This is a genomic window from Rhodococcus sp. Ni2 (assembly GCF_021352185.1).
GTDB lineage: Bacteria > Actinomycetota > Actinomycetes > Mycobacteriales > Mycobacteriaceae > Rhodococcus_F > Rhodococcus_F qingshengii.
Map to the genome: position 1 here is coordinate 107,273 of NZ_WOXZ01000001.1, position 21,321 is coordinate 128,593.

The window sequence follows — 21,321 nt, forward strand, 5'->3', positions numbered from 1 at the left end:
ACCCTTCGAATTCCGATCTACGTGGGTAAATAGTTTTCCACTCACGGCACTCATGTAATGCAACGCACACGGCGCTAGCCAGCGTGCCGACGGACACTGTCGCTGTCTATGCTTGCGAAACACTGCCTTCGATCGGAGATATACCGCGTGAGCATCGACCACATCGTTTCCGCAGTCGACGGCGATGCTGCCGAGCGAATCAAAACGGCCCTGACCCAGAGAGCCGCAACCTCGACGGACACGACCACGCTGGTGTTCGACGGCGTCCGGATCGAGATTCCACCGTCGGTCGGCGACGCCGTCGTGCAGCTCCTGACCTACCTCGCTGCCGGGGACAGCGTCGCCCTCGGGCCAGTCGCAGAGCTCCTCACCACCTCGCAGGCAGCAGAGATCCTCGGCGTTTCGGACACGTATGTGCGCAAACTCGCCGACGCCGGGAAACTCCCGATCGAACTACGCGGCACCCACCGCAGGTTCCGCCTCGACGACGTGATGGCTTACCGCGAGCAGTTCCCCAAACGCGCCTAGCTCTTCGCGTACATTCCTTCGATCTCTTTCGAGAACCGATCGACGACGACATTGCGCTTGATCTTGAGCGTCGCTGTCATCTCACCGTCTTCCTCGGTCAGATCGCGATCGAGAATGACGAACTTCTTGATCGACTCTGCATGTGAGACAGCGGCATTGGCGTCGTCGACGGCCTTCTGCAGCTCCGCTCGAAGGTCCTTGTCGTCACGTAGTTCGGCGACGGTGGCACCAGAAGGCTTGCCGTTCTCCGCCTTCCACTTCTCGAACACCTCGGGGTCGACGGTCAGCAACGCCGTGATGTAGGTCTTCCCGTCGCCGACGACGACTGCCTGCGAGACGATGGAATGCGAACGGATACGGTCTTCCATCGGGCCGGGCGAGACGTTCTTGCCGCCCGCCGTCACCAGAAGATCCTTCTTGCGTCCGGTGATGGAAAGGTAACCTTCGCTGTCGAGTTCACCGAGATCACCGGTTCGCATCCAGCCGTTGACGAATGTCTCTTCGGTGGCCTTGTCGTTCTTCCAGTATCCCTTGAAGACGACTCCACCGTTGAGTTCGATCTCGCCATCCTCGGCGATGCGAACCCCGTTGCCGCCCATCGGCTGTCCGACGGTTCCGATCTTCTGAGCACCCGGGACGTTGACGCAGTGCGCTGCTGTGGTTTCGGTGAGGCCATAGCCTTCGTAGATCGGAACTCCGAGCCCACGGAAGAAGTGCCCCAGCTCAGGAGTGAGGGCGCCGCCGCCGGAGATCGCGAACCAGCACTCGCCGCCGAGAGCCGCGCGAAGTTTCGAGTACACGAGCTTGTCTGCCACTGCGTGCTTCACCTTCAGGATCAGCGAGGGACCGCCCTTGTCGAGAGCCTGGCTGTACTCCTTTGCAGTGGCTTCTGCGAAGGCGAAGATCGCGCCGGGAATCTTTCCACCGGATTCCGCCTTGCGTGCTGCGCCGTCACGAACTTTTTCGAAGACACGCGGAACACCGAGGATGGTGTTGGGCTTATAGCGCTCGAATTGCGTTGTGATGGTGGCAAAGTCGGACCAGTGCGCCTGCGACGCACCAGCTTCGAACGTCGCAAGGGACACCGCGCGGGCCAGTACGTGCGCGAGCGGGAGGAAGGTCAGGACTCGGTTTCCCGGAACCGCCACCTTGCCGATCGATGCCGTGAGAATCCCGCGCACCTCGGACAGGAAGTTACGATGCGTGAGGATGCATCCCTTGGGACGGCCTGTGGTGCCGGAGGTGTAGACGAGTGACGCCAGATCGTCGGCCTTGATGCCCGCGAGTCGCTTCTTCAACTCGGTATCGTCAACGTCGGCGCCCTGTGCGGTCAGCTTTTCGACTGCTCCGTCGTCGATCTGCATGACGGCCTTGAGAGAGCTTGGCGCGTCCTGGAACAGCTGCTCGTGCGCGCCGGTTTCGACGATCGCGATGACGGCCTCGGAGTCTTCGAGGATCCAGCTGACCTGCCCCTGAGACGACGAGTCGTAGATCGGAACGGTAGCGGCGCCGGCAGCCCAGATGGCGAAGTCGAAGAGCGTCCACTCGTATCGGGTCGCGGAGAGGAGTGCGACGCGGTCGCCTGCCTGCACCCCGGCTGCAATGAGACCGTTTGCGACGCCGGTGACCTGCTCGGCGAACTCTTTGGCTGTGACGTCTACCCAACCCTCTCCCTTGGGGCGGGAGAACACCGTCAGTTCGGGCGTGCGCTCGGCGTGAGTGAAGACGGTGTGCACCACGGACTCATTGTCGGAGATGGTGAACTGGGCTTTGGCGCTGTACTCACTCACAGGGTGTCATCTCCGTTGGTCTGCGATTCGATGCTGATTCTGAAGCGGTGGAGTGCGCGGGCGAAGTCTGCGACCTCGGACTCGGTCCAATCGTGCAGCCTGCCGGCGACTTGGTCGAGCCGACGCGCGTCGGCGGCGTCGAGGTATTTGCGGCCAGCCTCCGTGAGGTGCAGCGGATTGCCCTGACGAACGGATCCCGGATCGGCATATACCCAGCCTGCCTCGATGCACCCGCGCACTTGGCGCGAGATGGTCGAGCGGTTGACGCCGAAGACTTCGGAGATCTCCGTGGCCTTGCATCCGTCATTGCGGCCGATGAAGGAGAGGAACGAATGCTGGGCGATCGACGGGTGGTCATCGGAATGCCGATCCCCCGTCATCAACTGCCGCGTCAGGTGCACCAGCTCGTCATGAACGGCTGGTGGACCGGTGAGCGCCATTGCTCCGTCGTGTTGCACTGGGCAACTATAACGCTGCCCCCAGTCCCGATTGCAATATGACCGCCGCCACCGACAAGAAGTCCGTCGGTGGCGGCGTGAAAAGTTAGACCAGATCCTCACCGTTGCGGCGAGCAGTTGCCCAATCCTTGAAGAATCCCTTGCTGATGACTCCCAGCACGACCAAGACCAACGCCGGCCAGATCAGAACATAAATGGTCAGTAGAGCTGTACTCATTCGTATTCCTTCCACTTGTCTCGACGGTTACTTTCCGGACGCTCCCACGGCAGGAAGCTCGTCATCGTCGAAGTCTCCCGTCCGCTGCTTGATCAGTTCGAAATCGAACGTCTCACGCTGATTGACGGACATCGCAAAGCACACGACGGTACTGACGGCATAGGCCACCAAAGATCCGCTGAGCGTTGGGTAGTCGTGGAGGAAGCCGATTGCGAACGGCGCGGACAGCACGATCGCCAGGCCACCGACGATCTGCGCAACCTTCAGACCGAAGAATCCAAATGTCATGAGCCCCAGCACCACTCCGATACCGACAACGGCGACGATGTCGGAGAGTATCCCGAACATCCCATCCATCGGCACCCAACTGAATCGGACGGGCAAGAAGGCAGCAAGAGCCACCAGCACCGACACAGTGAAGGCTTTGTTGGTGACCTTGCCCCAGTAGAAGCTCGCAATAACCGGGAACACCAAAGCGCCCCACAGCGCGCCGACGAACACCAACAGATCCAGAATGCTCAATTGCAGACTTGCCAAGGAGATAGCCGCCGCCGTGGCAACAATCATCGTTACTCGGCCGATGAGCAGCATCCGTCGAGGGTTCGCATCAGCCTTGCCTGCGACGGCTTGGCCGTAAACGTCGGTCATCACGATGGACGAGAGCGCAGCAAGGTCCGAGTCCGCCGTCGATGACAGCGCGCCGATGATCATGACAAAGAAGACAGCCAGCAAAATTCCGGGCAGGTACGACGCGGCCATCTGCGGAATCAGATTGTTGACGTCACCATCCATCGGCTCGATTCCGAGGTACAGCGCAAGAACACCCAGCATTCCGACACCAATGACCGTTGCGCCGTATCCGACGGTTGCGGTGATGAAGGTGGGCTTGATCAGGTCTTCGCGGACCGCGAACAGACGTTGGGCAATGGTCTGGTTGCCGATTGCGTAGGCAAGAACTGCCGCGATGTACGGCGCGCCCTGCTCGAAGAAGGCAACGCTCGAGAAGAAGTTGCCGTGCTCAGCAGTAAGGTTGACTGCCCCGGATTCGAAGGCTGCCGGGAACCCTGCCGCAAAGAAGATGAACGGCACCAAAACCGCTACCGCACCGAGCATTCCGATCAGCTGAACGAAGTCGGTCAACACCGAAGCGCGGAAGCCCGACCACAACGTGTACAGCAAAACGCCCAGCGCAACGATGAACACACCCTGGATGAAGTTGAACGGCGAAAGCAACGCGATCAGCAGACCACCAGCGAGGAAGTTCGACATCAAACTGATGAGACTGCCGACGATATTGGAGCCCGCGAGCATCAGCTGACTCGAGCGTCCGTGCCGCGCGTACATGACCTCAGCCAGGGTGTGGGCTTTCGGCGCTACTTTGCGAATTCGCTGGCCAAACGGATAAATGAAGAGAATCATCAACGCACCCCATAAACCGTAGTGAATGGGGCCAGAGATTCCATAGGTGTAACCAGAAGTGGCAGATGCATACATCGACGACGCCCAAATCCAGGTGGCCGTCATACTCGCGGCCGAAACACCAAATCCTAACTTATTTCCGGCGGTCATAAAACCGTCGGCATTTTCCTGCTTCTTTCCGATACGAAGAGAAATCAGAAATGTTCCACCATAAAAAGCAACAAGCAGTGAAACAATTACCAAGGTACTGAACTGGACCATGTCGGACCCCGTCACATGCCACATCCTTCGCACATAATCGGCAGAACAAAGCACAAAACCCCTGTTCAGGAGCTTTGCGCTTCGTTTCTGCACGCCCTAGGAGCGACCGTCATACCAACACCGGTCACATATTCAATTGACTAGCAACACGCACTTCGTCTTTTCGGAAACCCAACCTCCACAAAATAATTCTTCTGCGCAAGCTTTTGGCTCGACCACGCAATTCAACAACTGAGAATCGACCATAGCATGATGGCAATTTCGAACAAAAACTCCGATAATTTCCCACCCGAATTTTTTCGCCTGCTGGCAAAGGAGAATCGCGTCGGCATGAGGGGGCCGGAGTGCCACCCCTGGGCCGAGAAAATTTCGGCGGGAGCGTGCGAGTGACGAAAATTTCTCGGAGCCATCGGCCGGCGCTTGCGCCGCCAGGGGTTGCGCGCAGGTCACCGCCGACAAGAATCGGAAGGCCAGAAGGAGAACAATAAAGATGTTCTTCATCAGGACGCAGCGCAGCGGAGTTCGTTTCGGGGGACACCGAAGGTGGCCGGCCGCCGGGCAGGCGTGAACACGAGCTCCGGCGACGCAACATCGCCAGCCCACTCGCCGACGTTCGAGGACCCGCGGGTCGCACTCGTGCCATCGCTGCCGCGATCCGTATCGGGATCGAACAGAACTTGGACGTCGACACGGTCGAAGAGCGCATCGCTGCGGCCGAGGCTGCAGGACGTCCGCTCTCACTCTGGTAGCGACGCTGCCACTCGATACTGACGGTGTACGTTTACTGGCTACGTACTTAGTTGCCGTGCAAAAACTTTCGTCTCTAGACCGACATATTATAAGTTATCGGTGAAATATTTCGGATGGTTTTCTGCTGAGCTACAACAGTTTGGCTCTTCTCGAATGAATCGACATGAACCTGTCAGTTAGGGCAATTTGACAGCGCCGCAACCGAGACCGTGCACGCCGGGCTGGGCAGCTAGTCGCCATCGGCGTTGAGCACACAATCTCGACGCCCCTCCGTTCGGTCCAGGACGGTCGCCATCGAGAGCTCCGCTAGGCCTTCAGCAGGAGGTCTGCAATTTTCTCTGCGGTTTCCTTTGCGGATCCTGGGTTCTGGCCGGTGACGAGGTTTCCGTCGACGACTGCGTAGGACACGAAGGGCAGTTTCGCCTTTTCGTACAGTGCACCACGCGCTTTGGCTTTTTCCTCGGCGTTGTAGGGTACGAGTTTGTCGACGCGGGCGAGTTTTTCCTCGCGCCAGGCGAATCCGGTGAGTTTGCGGCCGGCGATGAGGTAGCTGCCGTCGGACAGTGTGGTGTCGAGAATTCCGCAGTACCCGTGGCACACCGACGACACGATCCCGCCGCGTTCGAAGATTTCCCGGGTGATGCGTTGCAGACCTTCGCTACCGGGAAAGTCGTACATGACTGCATGCCCGCCGGTGAAGAAGATCGCATCGTAGTCAGCGGAGTCGACCTGTTCGGGGCTGGCGGTGGAGTCGAGTAGCGCCATCCGAGCAGGGTCGGACCGCCATGCCTTTGCGCTCTTGTCGTAGTTCGGGAACTTGAGCGATCGCGGTTCCAAGGGCACCGCTCCGCCCTCGGGGCTGACTAAAGTCTGCTCGAAACCGTGGTCGTCGAAAACCTGCCAGGCATGGCTGAGCTCGGACAGCCACAACCCGGTCTTATGAGACGGATCGTCGTAGTGGCCGACGTTGGTGACTACGTTCAAGATTCGCTTGGTCATCGAACTCTTCTCTCGATCGCTTTGGTCAGTGGATCTCACCCTTGTACCGCCAGAATCGCAGCAAAAGCTGCTCGCACCCGATCTGCAGCCTCACCGGCCGTGGCCGTCGACATTTTGCCGTCGAGATGCAGACAAGCCAAACCGTGCGCCAATGCCCATGCCGCCGATGCCAACGCCTCGGAATCTGCATCAGGAAAGACAAGCGTCATCCCCATCTGCATCAGCAGATGAATCTCTCCAGCCGCTTGCACGCGCTCGTCGTTACCCGTGTCGCACTCGTTGCCGAACATCAACCGGAAGAGCGCCGGTCGCCGCAGCGCGAACTCGACGTAGGCGACTGCGAATTCGGCAAGATCCGCCGACGTCGACGGTAGCTCGCGGCCGTCTGTCAGGTCCGCCTTCAGATCGCGCAACCCTTGCGCGGCGAGAGCAGATTCGAGCGCTTCACGATCAGCGAAATGTCGGTACGGCGCAGTCGCCGACACACCGACCTCGCGCGCGATCGCGCGCATCGAAAACGGCTCACCTGCCTCGAGCATGCGCATCGCCGACGCCAGCAGCGAGGCCTTCAGATCACCGTGATGGTAGCCACCCTTGACTGATGTTGACACCGTTAACTTTCCTTTCTACGCTCATGTGAGCAATGTAAACATACCGCATTCAGGAGCGCCGATGCCATTCACCGACCCTGCACCCGACAAGTTGGAGACTGACAGCACAGTCTCTCCGGTCTTCGCCCCGTTCACTCTTCCCAGTGGGGCGACACTCCCCAACCGGATGGTCAAGGCAGCCATGGAGGAGAACATGGCCGCAGCTGGACAGCTCCCCGGCAAAGAGCTGTTCGAGCTGTACCACCGCTGGAGCCGAGGAGGGGTGGGAACGATCATCACCGGCAACGTCATGGTTCACGCGGAGGCGCTGACCGGGCCGGCCGGCGTCGTTCTCGACGCACAATCCCCAATCGGGCCGTTCCGCGAATGGGCGGATGCCGCACAGGGCGGAGGTGCGAAAGTGTGGATGCAGATCAATCACCCCGGTCGGCAGATTCAAGCCGACATGCCCGGTGTCGCATGGTCTCCGTCGGCCACTCGCGTCGAACTCGGCAAGAACAGCAAGCGATTTGCGCATCCCCAGGCCATGACCGCACGGCAGATAAACGACACCGTCAACCGTTTCGCAACAGCAGCACGTCGCGCAGAGGAAGCTGGTTTCGACGGCGTGGAAATCCATGCCGCACACGGCTATCTGCTCTCGCAGTTTCTCTCTCCGTTGGTCAATCAGCGCACCGACGAATGGGGCGGCACCCTAGAGAACCGAGCGCGATTGCTTCTCGACATCGTCCGCACAGTGCGCAGGGTTGTCGACCCGACGTTCACGGTTGCCGTCAAACTCAATTCCGCGGATTTCCAGCGCGGAGGATTCGACTCCGACGACGCAGCGCAAGTGATCGCCATGCTCGCACCACTCGGTGTCGACGTCGTCGAACTGTCCGGAGGGAGCTACGAAGCACCGGCCATGACCGGCCAAGGCCCGGACGATCGCACCCTCGCTCGGGAGGCCTACTTTCTGACTCTTGCAGAGGAACTGGCCGAGGCCAGCCCGGTGCCGTTGATGTTGACCGGCGGTGTGGTTCGGCGACCTGTTGCCGAGCAGGTCCTGGCGAGCGGTGTGGATTTGGTCGGCATGGGCAGTGCGTTGGCGATCGATCCCGATCTGCCGAATCGGTGGCGCCTCGATGCCGCAGCCTCCGTCGAATTAGCCCCGGTGACCATCAAGGACAAGGCCATGGCGTCGGCGGCGAGCATGGCTCGCGTGCGACAGCAGCTTCGACGATTAGGCCGAGGCAAGTCCACGCGGCCGACGGCCAGCCCTGTGGTCGCACTATTGAAAGAGCAGCTGCTGCAGCGCCGCGCGCTCCGGCGGTATCGCCGCTGGTTACAGCACCGCACCCCCTCGATCGGGTAATGCGGACAGTTTCCCGTCATTTCGGCGGCGAACCCAGACAGTGTTGACAGTGCTTACATTCACCCTTAGCCTGATGTAAGCAATGTAAACATTGAATGGTCGACAGAACGAACGGAAGCATGAAAATGACGAACACAGCGACAACCGTCAAGGTCGATCTGGGCGGCCGGACCGTCGAAATCCCGAAGGACGGCCTGTTCGACCGCTACCGGATGGATGTGCCGCTCGACAAGGTCGCCGCCGACCCGCGGGTCCCGAGTGTCGACTTCTTCCGCACGCTTCCGAAAACGCAGGTCCAATCGCCGATCGGCACGACAAGGACGCCGAACTTCTACTACGCGATGTCCTCCGCGCGTTTGACCATGGTGGCCCCGAGCAGGGCGATCCGTAAGCGGATCCCAAAGGAGCTGGCGCCGCTGGAAATCGCACCCGGGTTCGGGTTGGTGTCAGTGATGGCGTTCCGCTACGACGTGTGCGACATCGATTTCTACACCGAGGCGGCTGTGGGTGTGGCGGTTCGCCCGGCGCGCCACGGCGGACTTACCACGGCCGCTGCCGATCTGGTTGCCGCCCTCGGTGACGATCACCTGCACTCCTATGTGCTCTCACTTCCGGTCAACACCGACATCGCCCAGGTGCGCGGCCATGACGGGTACGGGTTCCCCAAGTGGGTCACCGATCTCGATGTCGGCATCGACCACGCACGCACCACGGCCCGCATCGCCAACGCGGACGGCGGCGTCGACATCGCCTTCTCCGCCCCCACCCCGGAGCAGAAGACGTTCGAAACGGGCACGAACGTCTCCACCCTCACCTCGTACACGAAGCGAGACGGATCCTGGCACTCGACCCTCAACCAAACCAACGTCCTCGCCAGCGGAACGTCGTTGTTTCCTCGCGGATTCGATCTGACTCTCGGCGAGGGCAGGATGTCCGACGACCTACGCGCACTCCGGCCCATCCGCACGATCAGATTCGATGCCACCACCTCGGCTCAGGCCGCTCTGCACATGCCGGTCCCGGTCTCGGTTCGCTGACACCTCGTATCGACCGAACATTTCAGGAGTACACCGACATGACCGCAACGACCTACACCTCCACAGATCCCCGCGCGGCGCTGCCCGCCACACTGACCACAGGATTACTCGAACGGCTGACAGAACGAGTTACGGCCTCGCCCGGCGCTCCCCGCTCGATCACCACTGCCCCGTACACCGGTTCACCACTCGCAGACTTCCCGGTCTCGGCCCCGGCTGACGTCGACGAAGCATTCGTTCGTGCCCGCCGCGCCCAGGCGAGATGGGCAGCGACTTCCGTAGCGGAGCGTGCCAGCGTGTTACTGCGTTTCCATGATCTGGTCCTGAAGAATCAGAACACCGGGCTCGACCTGATGCAGGCTGAGAACGGCAAGACTCGTCGCGATGCGTACCTCGAGATCGCCGACGCTGCCATCGCCGCCCGCTACTACGGCCGCACCGGACCGAAAGTTCTTGAACCCGAACGTCGCCGGGGGGCTCTGCCCTTTCTCACCCGCACGTCCGAGCTGCACCACCCGAAAGGGGTGGTGGCGATCATCTCGCCATGGAACTATCCACTGTCGATGGCGGCGACGGACGCCATCGCCGCACTGATGGCCGGAAATGCTGTGGTGCAGAAGCCCGACACCCAGACCGCGCTGACCGCCTTGTGGGCCATGGACCTGATGTACCAAGCGGGCCTACCGGCCGATGTGTGGCAGATGGTGATCGGCCGAGGCAGTTCGATCGGGGACCCACTCTTGGCGAACGCGGACTACATCATGTTCACAGGGTCCACGGCGACCGGTCGAGACATCGCCCGCGGCGCGGGCCAGCGGCTGATCGGGGCGTCACTCGAACTGGGCGGCAAGAACGCGATGCTCGTCCTCGACGACGCAGATCTCGATCGGGCAGCCGAAGGGGCCGTGCGCGCTGCGTTCCCGTCGGCAGGACAATTGTGCGTCTCGGTGGAGCGCCTGTATGTCGCCGAGTCCGTACACGACGAGTTCGTTGCCAAGTTCGTTCAGCGAACCTCTGCCTTGACCATCGGAGCCTCCTACGACTACGGGGTCGACGTCGGGAGTCTCACCACCGACAAACAACTGAAGACAGTGTCGGCTCATGTCGACGACGCCGTCGCGAAGGGCGCACGCCTTCTGGCCGGAGGGAAGCCACGTCCAGACCTGGGGCCGCTGTTCTACGAGCCGACCATCCTCGCCGACGTCACACCAGAGATGACGTTGCACACGGACGAGACGTTCGGTCCGGTCGTCTCGATCTACGCCGTCGCCGATGACGACGAGGCAGTTGCACGGGCAAACGACACCGTCTACGGACTCAACAGCAGCGTGTGGGGTCGCGACGCCACCCGCGCCCGCTCAGTCGCTGCCCGATTGCGTTCGGGGACCGTGAACATCAACGACGCCTTCGCCGCGGCGTGGGGCAGCATCGACTCGCCGATGGGCGGAATGGGCGATTCCGGCCTCGGGCGTCGGCACGGTATCGACGGCATCCTCAAATACACCGAAGCCCAAACCATCGCCCACCAGTCGCGATTCGGTTTCTACCCACCAGCGGGAATCCCCTGGAACGCGTGGGCACCCGTGGTGAACGCCGCGCTACGCATCTGGAAAACCATCGGCGCACGCTGACAAACACCGCCTGCCAACCGATTTCGACTACCACCACAGGAGAGGCAAGATGAGCACCGTCACCCCCACCATGCGAGCGATCGTCGTCGACGAGAAGAAGAACCTCGTCGTAGAGGAAGTACCGACCCCAACGCCCGCACCTGGCGAGGTCCTGATTCGCGTTGCCGCCGCCGGTATCAACCGCGGTGATGTGATGCAGCGGCAGGGACTCTATCCGCCACCGCAGGGTATCAGCGACATCATGGGTCTCGAAATCTCCGGCACCGTCGTCGCCCTTGGTCCCGGCGTCGACGGTCCGGCACTGGGCCACGAAGTGTGTGCCCTGATCGCCGGAGGCGGGTACGCAGAATACGCAGTAGTCCCCGCATCTCAGTTACTACCTGTACCCGCAGGCGTGACTCTGATCGATTCCGCTGCTCTGCCCGAGGTGGCGAGCACCGTCTGGTCCACGATCGTCACCGACGCAGGCCTGCAAGCCGGCGATCTGCTTCTCGTCCACGGCGGCGGCAGCGGAATCGGAACCCATGCCATTCAGGTGGCCAAGGCGCTGGGGGCGCGCGTCGCGGTCACCGTCGGATCAGAGGCCAAGGCGCAGCGCTGCCGAGACCTCGGTGCCGACATCGTGCTCAACTACCGAGATCAGGACTTCGCAGCCGAACTGGCGGGCCAGGTAGACGTCATCCTCGACATCATGGGTGGGAGCTACCTCAGCCGCAACATCGACGCCCTCGCTGTCGGAGGTCGGCTGGTGATCATCGGCATGCAGGGAGGCTTCACCGGTGAGGCGAACGTCGGTGCACTCATCGGTAAACGTGCGCGAATCATCGGCCTCAACGTGCGCAACCGCCCGCTGACTGGCCCCGGCTCGAAGGCGGAGATCGTTGCGGCCGTCGCCACTGACGAGTGGCCGTTGATCGAACAAGGGCTTATTCGACCGATCATTTCGGCAAAGCTACCCCTGGCCGATGCAGACGAGGGGCAGGCGTTGCTCGAATCGAAAGACTCGGTGGGAAAAGTCCTTCTCCTGCCGCAGAGTTCGTGACAGATCTCAACCGACTGGAGCGAATGACCCCTCACAGGGCACCCACCGCGCACGCACACAGAATCACCCTCACCACCTTCATGAAGGGATGAGAAATGTCGAACACCGACACCGTCAAAGACCTCGGCGCCAAGCTGATGAACGGTGCGCACAAAATCGTGCTCACCGTCAGTGGAGGGCGACTGCTGTCCAAACCCTTCGGAATGCCGGTCGTCGAGCTGCACACGATCGGACGCTCGTCAGGACTCCCGCGGTCGTGTTACCTGACAACCCCTGTCCGAGAAAAGGACTGGATCGTGCTCGTCGCGTCGAAAGGCGGCGACGACCGCGATCCGGACTGGTATAAAAACCTCCAGGCCCACCCCGACGCCGAACTCGTCATGGACGGAGAACGCTTCGCGGTACACACACGCACCGCGTCCGCAGAAGAACGAGCCGCACTGTGGACCAAAGTCGTTGCTGCCTATAAAGGCTACGCCGACTACCAACGACGAACACAGCGCGAAATACCACTGGTGATCTGCCAACTGTGAGAAACGAACACCACGCAGCACAAGACGAAGGCCCACCTCGTCCGTTGTGCACTCCGATTCGTCACCGCTTGCACAGCTCGAGCGCTCCCCTTGTCCTGATCGCGCCCGCGATGGCAATAGGGTCGCACTTCTACGAACCGCTGGTCGCAGAGTTCGCACGGCACGGGTGGGAGGCCCATGCTATTCGACGACGAGGATCCGAACGCGGCGAGCCCCGCGCCGACCGCAGACACGATTGGTCCTACCAGGACGAAATCGACGACATCGAGGACGCAATTACCTGTGCGCGGAGGGATCATCCCGAGCAGCCAATCCTGTTGCTCGGGCACAGTCTCGGCGGTCAACTCGTCGCCGGACACCAACTGAACCACCCGGCGGTCGAGGCAATGGTCACCGTAGCTGCTGCGCTCCCCCACCATCGAACCTACCGATTCTGCGGGCTACACGTCTTGCTCATGGGCGCAGTAGCCGTCCCGCTGCTCACCACACTGTTCGGCTACGTACCGACACCGGCTTTCGGCGGCCCCGGCGCTCGCACGTTGATGCGGCAATGGGCCCGCACGGTCATCACAGGCAACCCACCGTACAAAGCCGATCGGCCGATCGCGACGCCCGCTCTCGTCATCAGTTTCGCATCGGACGCCATGGCCCCACCACGATCGGTGGACATCTTCGCGGAGAAACTGTTCGAAACACGCGCGGTGACACGATGGCAGTACGAGCACGACGACGTCTTGCCCGGTGCGAGCAACGATCACGTCAGATGGGTCCGGGGAAGTTCACAGGTGGTCGCACGCATCGTTGCCTGGTGGGAGAAGCCATGACGGTCGCCTCCGACACGCGCGAACATCGATCCATTGACGACCCGACAGGCAATATGTTTAGGTCATGTGAGAGGTGCACACATTCAACCGAACGTCGATCGCTCGTCGGCAGTGCGGGGTCGAAGTAGCGACTACTACCCGATGCAACTGGAGCACGAAACTACTTGCTATGCAGCGGGTTTGCGTACTTCTGCCAGGTACCCTCCCTTCGAATGTACCGGCACTTCTTGACCGAGTTTTCGAAAGACCAACCATCGCCTGCTTCGTCCCATCGTTCCCCCACCCGAGAGGCCAGCTGACATGTCCGAACTACCACCACCGCTCACTCCGTACCTCGAACCGGCAGCGAAGGAGCTGTGCGAGGCCACCGACCCCCACCCCCGAATCTACGAAGTGCCACCCGAAGAAGGACGAAAGATACTGCGGGACCTACAAAGTGGCGACGGCGTCGCACGACCCGACGTCGACGAAGAGTGGGTGGACGTCGATGCAGGCCAATGGGGAACGGTCCGCACTCGCATCATTCGACCGAAAGGCGCTACCGGACCACTGCCGGTGGTGTTCTACATCCACGGCGCCGGATGGGTTTTCGGAGACGACAAGACACACGATCGACTGTTTCGCGAACTCGCGGTAGGCGCCGACGCTGCCGGAGTATTTCCCGTCTACGACCGCGCGCCCGAAGCCCAGTACCCGACCCAAGTCGAACAGAACTACGCGGTTGGGCAGTGGATACTCGAGCACGGAGCCGAGCACGGCCTGGACACTACCCGCATCGCGGTGACCGGGGAGTCCGTCGGCGGATGCATGTCTGCGGTCTTTGCACTCATGAACAAAGAACGTGGAGGTATCGACCTCAAGGCACAGGTGTTGCTCTACCCAGTCACTAACGCGGACTTCGATACTCCGTCCTACCTGCAGTTCGCCGAAGGCTACTACCTCACCCGCGACGGCATGAAATGGTTCTGGGACGCCTACACCTCCGACCCCGCGAAGCGCGCAGAAGTGCACGCCTCGCCGCTACAGGCTTCCCTCGAGGACCTCGCCGGACTCCCGACCACGTTGGTCATCACCGACGAAGCCGATGTCCTTCGGGACGAAGGAGAGCAGTACGCGAATAAGCTCCGAGAGGCAGGTGTCGACGTGACATCGGTGCGCGTGGCCGGAATGGTTCACGATTTCCTATTGCTCGACAGCCTCCGAAACACCCGCGCTGCCAATGTTGCACGGACCCTCGCCGTGGACGCACTCCGTGCCGCACTGCACGGCAGCTGACACAAGTCCGAGCCACGACAGGTAGGCGACAGCGGCGGCACGGAATTAGATCAGTTTCCAAGAGAAACCAACCCCCACCTGTACGGATGAGGTGCCAACTGCACTGCACACCGCGCTAATAGATGTTGCTGCCAAGCCGGCATCAGGGGCGGACGACGGTAGAGCTGCGCCCAGGAATCGCCGCCCACGTGGCGGCCATGCCTGGGTGACGAGTGCGCGTGGCGATATCGTGCGCGCACTGCATCGCCCGGCTCTATGCCCTGCTCACGTGGTTATCGACACCAATCGATCTATTTAGCGCCCGTCAGGAGTGCGCGGCTGACGGAGGATCTGCCGACGCCGAGCGTTGCGGCTATGGCGTCGAGGCTCTTGCCCTGTTCGCGGAGGGTACGGGCGAGTTCTGTGCGTTCGGGTGTCATGACGGTGGGTCGGCCTTGGCGGCGGGCGGCTTCGAGGCCGGCGTGGGTGCGTTCGACGATCATGCGGCGCTCCATTTGGGCGAGGGCTGCCATGATGTGGAAGAGGAATTCGCCGCCTGCGGTGGTGGTGTCGAATCCTTCTGTGAGGGAACGGAATGCGATGCCGCGTTCGCCGAGGTTGTGGACGGTGTCGATGACGTGGCGGACGGATCGTCCGAGGCGATCGAGTTTCCAGACGATGAGGACGTCGCCGTCGTTCTCGCGTAGGTAGTTCAGGCATTCGGTGAGCTGGGGGCGCTGCGCTGTGGAGCCGGATTCGTAGTCGGTGAAGATGCGGATTGCGCCGGCTTGTCGGAGGGCGTGTTCTTGCAGTTCGGGGTTTTGTTCGAGGGTGGAGACGCGGGCGTATCCGATGATGCTCACAGTCTCGGTCCTTCTGATCTGCTGCGTGTTGTGGGATGGTGCGGCTGTTCATGAGTTGGTGGTCGACCTCGGGGCTCCAGTGGGTGTGGAACTTGGTGGTGTCGAGGTCGGCTAGTTCTCGCTCCGGAGCGACGGGCTCAAGTCTTGGCCGAATCTCGGTCACCTGTGGTTCATGTTGTGGTGCTTCCGGTTTGATCTGGCTAGCCCACGTGTAGGCCTGTTCGGGCATGGTGTCGTAGTGCTCGATCATTGCCTGCCAGTGTTCGGGGAAGGTCATGGTGGTGCCACGCGGTGATGTGGCGATGGAGCCCGCGGGTACGTCGGTGACGGGTTTGATCGCGGGTCTTAGGACGTCGGCGAGGATGGTTCCGCCGTCGATGTAAGCGAAGTTGCGGGCAGCTTGGACGGCGTCGACGCTGAGTTCGCGCCATTCGATGGCCCACCCGACGTCGCGGGCGAGTTGGTCGAAGAAAACCCTTTGGGTGCGGGAGTTTCCGTCGACGAACGGGTGGACGCTGGTCAGGTCTCCCCAGTGGCCGGCGAGGTCCTGGACGAACGCTTCGTGGCTGTGGTGGTTGACGTAGACGCCGCTGTTGATGTCGGTGAACACTCGGTCGAGTTCACCGGGGACGGCGCGGGTGGGTCGTGGAGGATGCCGAGATCGCCTGGCGCGGTGTCGATGGTGCGGATTTCACCGGCCCATTCGTACAGGTCACCGAGCAGGTGTCGGTGGATCGCTTGCAGGTGCGCGAAGTCGAAGTGCCCGTCGATCGGGTTCGCTGCCAATTCCGCCATTCGTGTTGCGGCGATGAGAGCTTCGGCCTGCGCGAGAGTGTGAGGGTCGGTGTACCCGAGTCGGTTTCGCAGGACCGTAGTCCCCGGATAGTGGTAGTCGCTGCTCACTGAGCGGTGCGGGAGTTCAGTTCGGCGAGTCCGCGGGCGATCGCTTCGTCGCCGGTGATCTCGCCGTTGAGGACAGCTCGGGCTGCCACTTCCGCTTCCGCAGTAAAGGGGACTCCACCCATTTCGAGTCCGGCGCGGATGCCTGCTATTTCCCGTTCGATCTCACCTGCGGTCAGGATGCGGGTGGGTTTACGCGGAATCTCGTCTCGTGTCGTCATGGTCCGCTCCCCCGGTTCTCGTTTTGCGGCTGTACGCGTTTCTGCGGTTTCGACGCCGCCGACCCTATGTCGGAGGTCGCCGGCGGCGTGTTCGTCGTTCTGCGTTGAGAGTGATGCTATCGAACCGACCGAAAACGGTCTCCTCCACCGTTTCGGTCGATCTAGTTTCGGTCATGAGTTTCGGTCGACGGTTTCGCGTGGTCGCTCGATCGCGCCGATTCGGGTCGATTCGTGGGCCGAATACGAACGTTTGCGGTCCGCCCCCTCCAATCGAACTTGCCGCCACGTCATGCCTCCTTCGAACAGAATTTGGCTAGCCGACGGGCGGGCCGAAAATTTGTCCTCCCGCTTGCCGCCTGTAGTACAGAGCAATTCCAAAGCAGATAGACGACGCGATAAGGAAGCCACCGGCGATACGGATGAAGACCGCATCTTGAGTGATCAGTAGCACTACCCCGATCGCGCCTAGTGCCACGCTCGCACTCACTTGGCCAAGCAACCGCAGTCGCGATCCATTGCCATTCCGCATAGATGTGGACTTGCCCTTGTCGCGCCACAACGTGATCCAGCCAATGACGAGCAGCGCGATCCACAAGATCTGGATCCAGTCACCGCGAATAGCGCCCTCCACCAGTAGGAAAAGCGCGGCAACGGCCACGGTTGCCACTGCGCTGACTCGAAGACACTTGGATTGAAGCATGACTGAGCTTGAGGCTCGACCGCCTATGTCGTCAACGTCAGTCGCTCGTGAATCCATTTCGCACAGAGGAAATTCTGTTTTCTGACGTAACAGCTTCGGTCCAGGTCCCACGAATCGATCGTTTGCGGTCGGACCTTGGAATCGACATATTGATTTAGCTGGGCGCCGGGTTTGGGCGACATCGCGGGCACATAGAGTCAAAGCAGCGCGAGAGTACTTGGCGAGTGCTGAGGCCTACTCCATTGAGAGGATCATTCATGGCTCGTTGGGGACGACGCATCGCCGTTGCATTAGCAGTCAGTGTGGCCGCGGCGATGGTAGTTGGTCTTTTGTATATCGCGCTAGGTACCCGCTCGATTGATTCCTCCTCGACGGATCCGACGACTTCCGAGCAGCCGAACCACGACGCTCCCCAGACGAACGAGGACTTCAAGAGGGATTCGAAGTTGGGGCGAAGCCCGAGAGAGACCCCGGTGCCAGGCGAGTCGACGATCGGCACTTCGGGTGGATACACAGCCGGTTCCTAGCCGAGTGGAATCTGATTGACCGAATTCGGCCGTTTCCGGTCAGGCTTCGGATCGTATGAGGTGATCAGGGTTTCGCCGACAACACAAGTTGCTGCATCAGCAGCGCACTCTCCCGGCTGGCGAAGCCCGTACCTGAGGCTGGCCCGATTCAGGCCCTGTGACTCACCTTGACCTTCAACGCTGCAACGATCACTACGAGCGAAACTGCGGTTGTGATGGAGTTTCCCCACCCGAGCGCGAAGTAGTTCGCGGCTGAATCGAAATCCAATGTCTTGCAGGAGGATACGGGAAATGGGACCCACGCCCACCCTGCTTCTTCGAGCACGCCGCTTGAATACAAACTTGATCGACAGAGCTCCGGCGCTGAGGCCGGGAACCCCCACCGAGAGGTCGCACCGAAACTGACGATCAATCCAAGTACGCCGAGAGCCAGCGCGAAGGAGGAGGCGTTAAAGAAAGCTCGAACTACGCCCCCGGATGAATTCATGTGCACAGCGTACGTTCTCTCTGGATATAGAAACTGACCAATTGCGAGTCACTCCCTGCCGTGACATCGATCCACTCACTGTCCCAATCGAGTTCGTCTCGGGCAGACGCACCAAGGTCCGCAGGCAGTGACCCGGACGCCGTCAACACGATCCCACCACCTCGCGCAGAGTTCAGTAGCCACAGCAGCTGGCGGGTTGCTCCCTCACGCATCACCTCGAAATAGTTGTCATATCCGCCACGAAGCTCCGATTTGGCAACTGCGGCAAACAGTTTCGGCGCGGAATGAACCGACAGGCGACGCAAGAACTTCTCGAACAGCGAACTGCCCACAGGCGGTGACCTATGCAGTGCCACTGCAATGGTGACTGCTGCATTGGACTCTGCGGGAACAAAACGTTCGGGATCGAACAGTCCGTTACTCGCCTGCACGTTCAGGAACTCGCGATACCCGATCGGACCGCCAGAATCCTCCGGCGGGCACGCCCTCGCACCGTCGAGACACGATGGCTCAGAAATCGGCTGGTCTTCGACAATCTGCTCGAGAACCAACGTGTGACTCCACCTTGCGCGGGCGTTGTACTCATAACGGACGTACTCCCCTACCGCGGTAACTGCCTCGTCGATCCGGACTTCGTCCTCACCAAACTCGTCTTCCTGGTATCCGTCGCGCTCGATCACATCTGGCGCGATATACCGATCTGGGCCATTGTCCGTTGAATGATGGACACTCACCCACTGATGAGCGTGTTGATCTCCCCACCCCATCACCGCCTGCACAATCGAATGAAGTTGGTCCAGTTCGATATTCGACGGAACCGAAAACCGTCTCCAAATAGGCGGCGTGATGCAATCGAGTTCGATCCGCATGACAAAGTTCGCCGCCTCCGGCCGTCGACGCTGATTCCGCATCTGCCTCGGCGTAAGGACCTTCATCTGGCTTTGCGCCGCTTGATATGCAGCTACCAAACGCAGATGTGAAGCTCGCCGAACTCTCTGACCCGTCATGCATGGAGGCTAGATCTACCTACCGACAGCCGAGATACTCACTGCCACAAGGCTGTCCGATTTGTCGGGGCTCGCATCACGTCGCTGGTCGGCTGTTAAAGTCCTGATCGCGCGGACCTGCCCAGGCATTTTCAATCATCCACTGCGCGGACAATAGTGTGCGCCGATTACCGTAGACCTGACAGCTACCGCACGAAAACAGTGCCCAGCGCCTGCTCGGACTGGCACAGAACATGAGGATCCATGAGCGACCAAGACACGACCGCCGACCAGCCCCTCCACATCAACGGCGCAATTGCCTTGGTGACGGACGAGCGCGACGAATTGGTTCGCCTGTGCGTTCAAACTCTCGCCGAACTACTGGGCAGTGAGCCTGCCACCGATGACGATGGCGACATCGTCGTGCCGGTTCACGGGTTTGTCGTCTACGTAACTGTTGCGGATGACGGCCCTCAGATCAACGTCTGGTCCTCGGTCCTGACGGGCCTCGGCAATCCCTCGCACGCTGCGACTCGACTGATCGAACTCGCGCAGGAATGGCCACGCCTGCGCTTCGCCTTCAGCGGCGACCACCTACTGGTCTCCACGATGCTCGACGCCGATCCCTTCGCTCCGCAGCATCTGCTGAACCTGATCGACGAGGTTCACGACTTCACTCACGAACTCGACGACGATTTTGCTGAATCCTTCGGAGGGTCCCTCGACTGCGACGCGGATGACGACAGCTACGCCGGCGACTGCAATCCCGGCGGTTGCGACGGAGACTGTGACTGTGCGTGCGGCGATGATGCAGACGGCGTCGACGGTGATCTTGGTATTACACAAGTTAAGTAGTCTGGCTCATCTTCGATCTGCTCCGCAGAGCGCTCGCTGGCGAAGTCACGAAGCGACATAGATCTGCGTGCGGTGCCAGTCCAGATAGACAACATCCGGACGCTCCGCCTTGTCCGGCAAGATCAATCGGTCTCTCAGAGGTGGCTTCCCGAGTGCGGCGCGAAGCGGACCTTCGATCTCCATATCGCTCTCGACGCCGGGCGCGTAATGGAGGTTCAAGTCCTCATCGACGGTGATGAGCCCCGTATCGAAGGCAATGTCATGTGTCGGACACGCGGTGAAGCCGTTGCGACGGTCAAGTCGCTCTTTGTCAGTGCTGTCTCGCCAGGGCTTGATATGGCTTGCAGTAAGGAGGCGCGGCCGGCGTCGGCCACCGATGTTCGCGCTAAGGCCACAGAACACGCAGCGGTGCTCGTGATTGCTGAGTACGCCAGCGGCGAACCGATGCTGGCCGATCCGAACCCTCGAGGTCAGCAATCGCTGGGTGGTCGCGATGGGGATATCTTTACGCTCGCTAGACCACTTTTCGAGCGACTGCTCCAAGGATCTCTCGATCTCACTTTGGACTAACTCTTCTTGTCCCGCCAACCACAGCGTTTCGCCGTTTTCCAATTCGAGGAAGTCTGGCAACGCATGTTCGTCAATTCCGTGGGAACGCGCCGACCGCAGAATTCGAAGGTATACGTCCTGCATCAACACGCTGTCCGAAAGCATCAACGACGCGACTTCGACCTCATGTCGCCCGCCATGACTACGTGTTCCATCCAGGTTCGCCATCTTTGCGATAAAGCTCGTGGGCGGACGCTTGAACAAACTCGCAAGATGCTGGACCGGCATTCCCGCTCGATGTGCAGAAGAGCTACCGAACCGGCGATGGTCAACCAACAGCGATGCGCAGAGCGACAACACGACCTCGCTCGGAACGAACGGCACCTGTCGGCTTCCCTTCGGTACCTCCTGACGTGCGAGTACCGATTTCCACTGCGCCTCCAGCGCGGCGGGCGATGGGTCAAGAAACTCGGAGATCACCGAAGGTGCCACTATGCGCCTTCCTGGTAAGCGTCCAACCCGCAA

At 60.9% G+C, this 21,321-nt stretch carries 21 protein-coding genes and 1 pseudogene; 9 read left to right on the top strand and 13 right to left on the bottom strand.

Going from position 1 to position 21,321, the window contains the following annotated elements:
* Positions 1 to 147: 147 nt before the first annotated feature.
* Complete coding sequence (locus GN300_RS00520) at positions 148 to 528, top strand: helix-turn-helix domain-containing protein (RefSeq protein ID WP_007726046.1); 381 nt, start codon at positions 148 to 150, stop codon at positions 526 to 528.
* Here the strand turns inward: GN300_RS00520 and GN300_RS00525 are convergent.
* The 7 genes from GN300_RS00525 to GN300_RS00560 all read right to left on the bottom strand — a co-directional run bounded on the left by GN300_RS00525 (position 525) and on the right by GN300_RS00560 (position 7,033).
* Positions 525 to 2,318 (bottom strand): long-chain fatty acid--CoA ligase, encoded by a 1,794-nt coding sequence (locus tag GN300_RS00525; protein ID WP_030536812.1) that lies wholly within the window; start codon positions 2,316 to 2,318, stop codon positions 525 to 527. The two genes, GN300_RS00520 and GN300_RS00525, sit on opposite strands and share 4 nt — an antisense overlap.
* Entirely contained in the window at positions 2,315 to 2,776 is a 462-nt protein-coding gene (locus GN300_RS00530; RefSeq protein WP_003941330.1) for a MarR family winged helix-turn-helix transcriptional regulator, read from the bottom strand. Before GN300_RS00530 ends, GN300_RS00525 begins: the two co-directional genes overlap by 4 nt.
* An 85-nt stretch (positions 2,777 to 2,861) precedes the next feature.
* Positions 2,862 to 2,993, bottom strand: coding sequence for a putative transporter small subunit (locus tag GN300_RS00535; RefSeq protein WP_003941363.1), 132 nt, complete (start codon positions 2,991 to 2,993; stop codon positions 2,862 to 2,864).
* A gap of 27 nt (positions 2,994 to 3,020) precedes the next feature.
* Positions 3,021 to 4,673, bottom strand: coding sequence for a sodium:solute symporter family protein (locus GN300_RS00540; protein WP_172403526.1), 1,653 nt, complete (start codon positions 4,671 to 4,673; stop codon positions 3,021 to 3,023).
* Between the two features lie 132 nt (positions 4,674 to 4,805).
* Complete coding sequence (locus GN300_RS00545) at positions 4,806 to 5,174, bottom strand: hypothetical protein (RefSeq protein WP_233405553.1); 369 nt, start codon at positions 5,172 to 5,174, stop codon at positions 4,806 to 4,808.
* Positions 5,175 to 5,729: 555 nt separating this feature from the next.
* Complete coding sequence (locus GN300_RS00555; RefSeq protein WP_063316907.1) at positions 5,730 to 6,422, bottom strand: type 1 glutamine amidotransferase domain-containing protein; 693 nt, start codon at positions 6,420 to 6,422, stop codon at positions 5,730 to 5,732.
* A gap of 35 nt (positions 6,423 to 6,457) precedes the next feature.
* On the bottom strand, positions 6,458 to 7,033 hold the full coding sequence (locus GN300_RS00560; protein WP_058039359.1) for a TetR/AcrR family transcriptional regulator: 576 nt from the start codon (positions 7,031 to 7,033) through the stop codon (positions 6,458 to 6,460).
* Between the two features lie 61 nt (positions 7,034 to 7,094).
* On the opposite strand from GN300_RS00560, the gene GN300_RS00565 reads away from it, so the two are divergent.
* The 7 genes from GN300_RS00565 (at position 7,095) to GN300_RS00595 (ending at position 14,729) form a co-directional block, all read left to right on the top strand.
* A complete protein-coding gene (locus GN300_RS00565; RefSeq protein WP_058039358.1) occupies positions 7,095 to 8,387 on the top strand; it encodes an NADH:flavin oxidoreductase/NADH oxidase family protein in 1,293 nt (430 codons plus the stop codon).
* 125 nt (positions 8,388 to 8,512) lie between these two features.
* Entirely contained in the window at positions 8,513 to 9,424 is a 912-nt protein-coding gene (locus tag GN300_RS00570; RefSeq protein ID WP_063316908.1) for an acetoacetate decarboxylase family protein, read from the top strand.
* 38 nt (positions 9,425 to 9,462) lie between these two features.
* Entirely contained in the window at positions 9,463 to 11,055 is a 1,593-nt protein-coding gene (locus GN300_RS00575) for a succinic semialdehyde dehydrogenase (RefSeq protein ID WP_063316909.1), read from the top strand.
* Between the two features lie 70 nt (positions 11,056 to 11,125).
* The gene (locus GN300_RS00580) at positions 11,126 to 12,097 is read left to right on the top strand and encodes an NAD(P)H-quinone oxidoreductase (RefSeq protein ID WP_063316933.1); all 972 of its coding nucleotides are present in this window, start codon (positions 11,126 to 11,128) and stop codon (positions 12,095 to 12,097) included.
* A 95-nt stretch (positions 12,098 to 12,192) separates the two neighbouring features.
* On the top strand, positions 12,193 to 12,630 hold the full coding sequence (locus tag GN300_RS00585) for a nitroreductase/quinone reductase family protein (RefSeq protein WP_054800725.1): 438 nt from the start codon (positions 12,193 to 12,195) through the stop codon (positions 12,628 to 12,630).
* Between the two features lie 68 nt (positions 12,631 to 12,698).
* On the top strand, positions 12,699 to 13,454 hold the full coding sequence (locus tag GN300_RS00590; protein ID WP_267933022.1) for an alpha/beta fold hydrolase: 756 nt from the start codon (positions 12,699 to 12,701) through the stop codon (positions 13,452 to 13,454).
* A 300-nt stretch (positions 13,455 to 13,754) separates the two neighbouring features.
* The gene (locus tag GN300_RS00595; RefSeq protein ID WP_063316911.1) at positions 13,755 to 14,729 is read left to right on the top strand and encodes an alpha/beta hydrolase; all 975 of its coding nucleotides are present in this window, start codon (positions 13,755 to 13,757) and stop codon (positions 14,727 to 14,729) included.
* 290 nt (positions 14,730 to 15,019) lie between these two features.
* Here GN300_RS00595 and GN300_RS00600 read toward each other — a convergent pair whose 3' ends face one another.
* The 5 genes and pseudogenes from GN300_RS00600 to GN300_RS00620 form a co-directional block, all read right to left on the bottom strand.
* Positions 15,020 to 15,571, bottom strand: coding sequence for a recombinase family protein (locus GN300_RS00600; RefSeq protein ID WP_063316912.1), 552 nt, complete (start codon positions 15,569 to 15,571; stop codon positions 15,020 to 15,022).
* A 517-nt stretch (positions 15,572 to 16,088) separates the two neighbouring features.
* Positions 16,089 to 16,181: pseudogene (locus tag GN300_RS29950) on the bottom strand (hypothetical protein); the annotation flags it as partial.
* A 289-nt stretch (positions 16,182 to 16,470) separates the two neighbouring features.
* Positions 16,471 to 16,692, bottom strand: a complete 222-nt coding sequence (locus GN300_RS00610; RefSeq protein WP_063316914.1) for a hypothetical protein — start codon at positions 16,690 to 16,692, stop codon at positions 16,471 to 16,473.
* Between the two features lie 313 nt (positions 16,693 to 17,005).
* On the bottom strand, positions 17,006 to 17,359 hold the full coding sequence (locus GN300_RS00615) for a hypothetical protein (RefSeq protein WP_139799862.1): 354 nt from the start codon (positions 17,357 to 17,359) through the stop codon (positions 17,006 to 17,008).
* A gap of 1,043 nt (positions 17,360 to 18,402) precedes the next feature.
* Positions 18,403 to 19,413, bottom strand: a complete 1,011-nt coding sequence (locus GN300_RS00620; RefSeq protein ID WP_308190173.1) for a plasmid pRiA4b ORF-3 family protein — start codon at positions 19,411 to 19,413, stop codon at positions 18,403 to 18,405.
* 243 nt (positions 19,414 to 19,656) lie between these two features.
* Between GN300_RS00620 and GN300_RS00625 the strand changes: the two genes are divergently transcribed.
* Complete coding sequence (locus GN300_RS00625; protein WP_063316916.1) at positions 19,657 to 20,247, top strand: hypothetical protein; 591 nt, start codon at positions 19,657 to 19,659, stop codon at positions 20,245 to 20,247.
* A 45-nt stretch (positions 20,248 to 20,292) separates the two neighbouring features.
* On the opposite strand, the gene GN300_RS00630 is transcribed toward GN300_RS00625, so the two are convergent.
* The gene (locus GN300_RS00630; RefSeq protein WP_063316917.1) at positions 20,293 to 21,288 is read right to left on the bottom strand and encodes an HNH endonuclease; all 996 of its coding nucleotides are present in this window, start codon (positions 21,286 to 21,288) and stop codon (positions 20,293 to 20,295) included.
* Positions 21,289 to 21,321: the final 33 nt, after the last annotated feature.

What these genes read in the sequence shown, in the direction of transcription:
- GN300_RS00535 (WP_003941363.1), bottom strand. Translation starts at nt 2,993, where the DNA reads ATGAGTACAGCTCTACTGACCATTTATGTTCTGATCTGGCCGGCGTTG.
- GN300_RS00540 (WP_172403526.1), bottom strand. Translation starts at nt 4,673, where the DNA reads ATGGTCCAGTTCAGTACCTTGGTAATTGTTTCACTGCTTGTTGCTTTT.
- GN300_RS00545 (WP_233405553.1), bottom strand. Translation starts at nt 5,174, where the DNA reads ATGAAGAACATCTTTATTGTTCTCCTTCTGGCCTTCCGATTCTTGTCG.
- GN300_RS00555 (WP_063316907.1), bottom strand. Translation starts at nt 6,422, where the DNA reads ATGACCAAGCGAATCTTGAACGTAGTCACCAACGTCGGCCACTACGAC.
- GN300_RS00565 (WP_058039358.1), top strand. Translation starts at nt 7,095, where the DNA reads ATGCCATTCACCGACCCTGCACCCGACAAGTTGGAGACTGACAGCACA.
- GN300_RS00570 (WP_063316908.1), top strand. Translation starts at nt 8,513, where the DNA reads ATGACGAACACAGCGACAACCGTCAAGGTCGATCTGGGCGGCCGGACC.
- GN300_RS00575 (WP_063316909.1), top strand. Translation starts at nt 9,463, where the DNA reads ATGACCGCAACGACCTACACCTCCACAGATCCCCGCGCGGCGCTGCCC.
- GN300_RS00580 (WP_063316933.1), top strand. Translation starts at nt 11,126, where the DNA reads ATGCGAGCGATCGTCGTCGACGAGAAGAAGAACCTCGTCGTAGAGGAA.
- GN300_RS00585 (WP_054800725.1), top strand. Translation starts at nt 12,193, where the DNA reads ATGTCGAACACCGACACCGTCAAAGACCTCGGCGCCAAGCTGATGAAC.
- GN300_RS00595 (WP_063316911.1), top strand. Translation starts at nt 13,755, where the DNA reads ATGTCCGAACTACCACCACCGCTCACTCCGTACCTCGAACCGGCAGCG.
- GN300_RS00610 (WP_063316914.1), bottom strand. Translation starts at nt 16,692, where the DNA reads ATGACGACACGAGACGAGATTCCGCGTAAACCCACCCGCATCCTGACC.
- GN300_RS00620 (WP_308190173.1), bottom strand. Translation starts at nt 19,413, where the DNA reads ATGACGGGTCAGAGAGTTCGGCGAGCTTCACATCTGCGTTTGGTAGCT.
- GN300_RS00625 (WP_063316916.1), top strand. Translation starts at nt 19,657, where the DNA reads ATGAGCGACCAAGACACGACCGCCGACCAGCCCCTCCACATCAACGGC.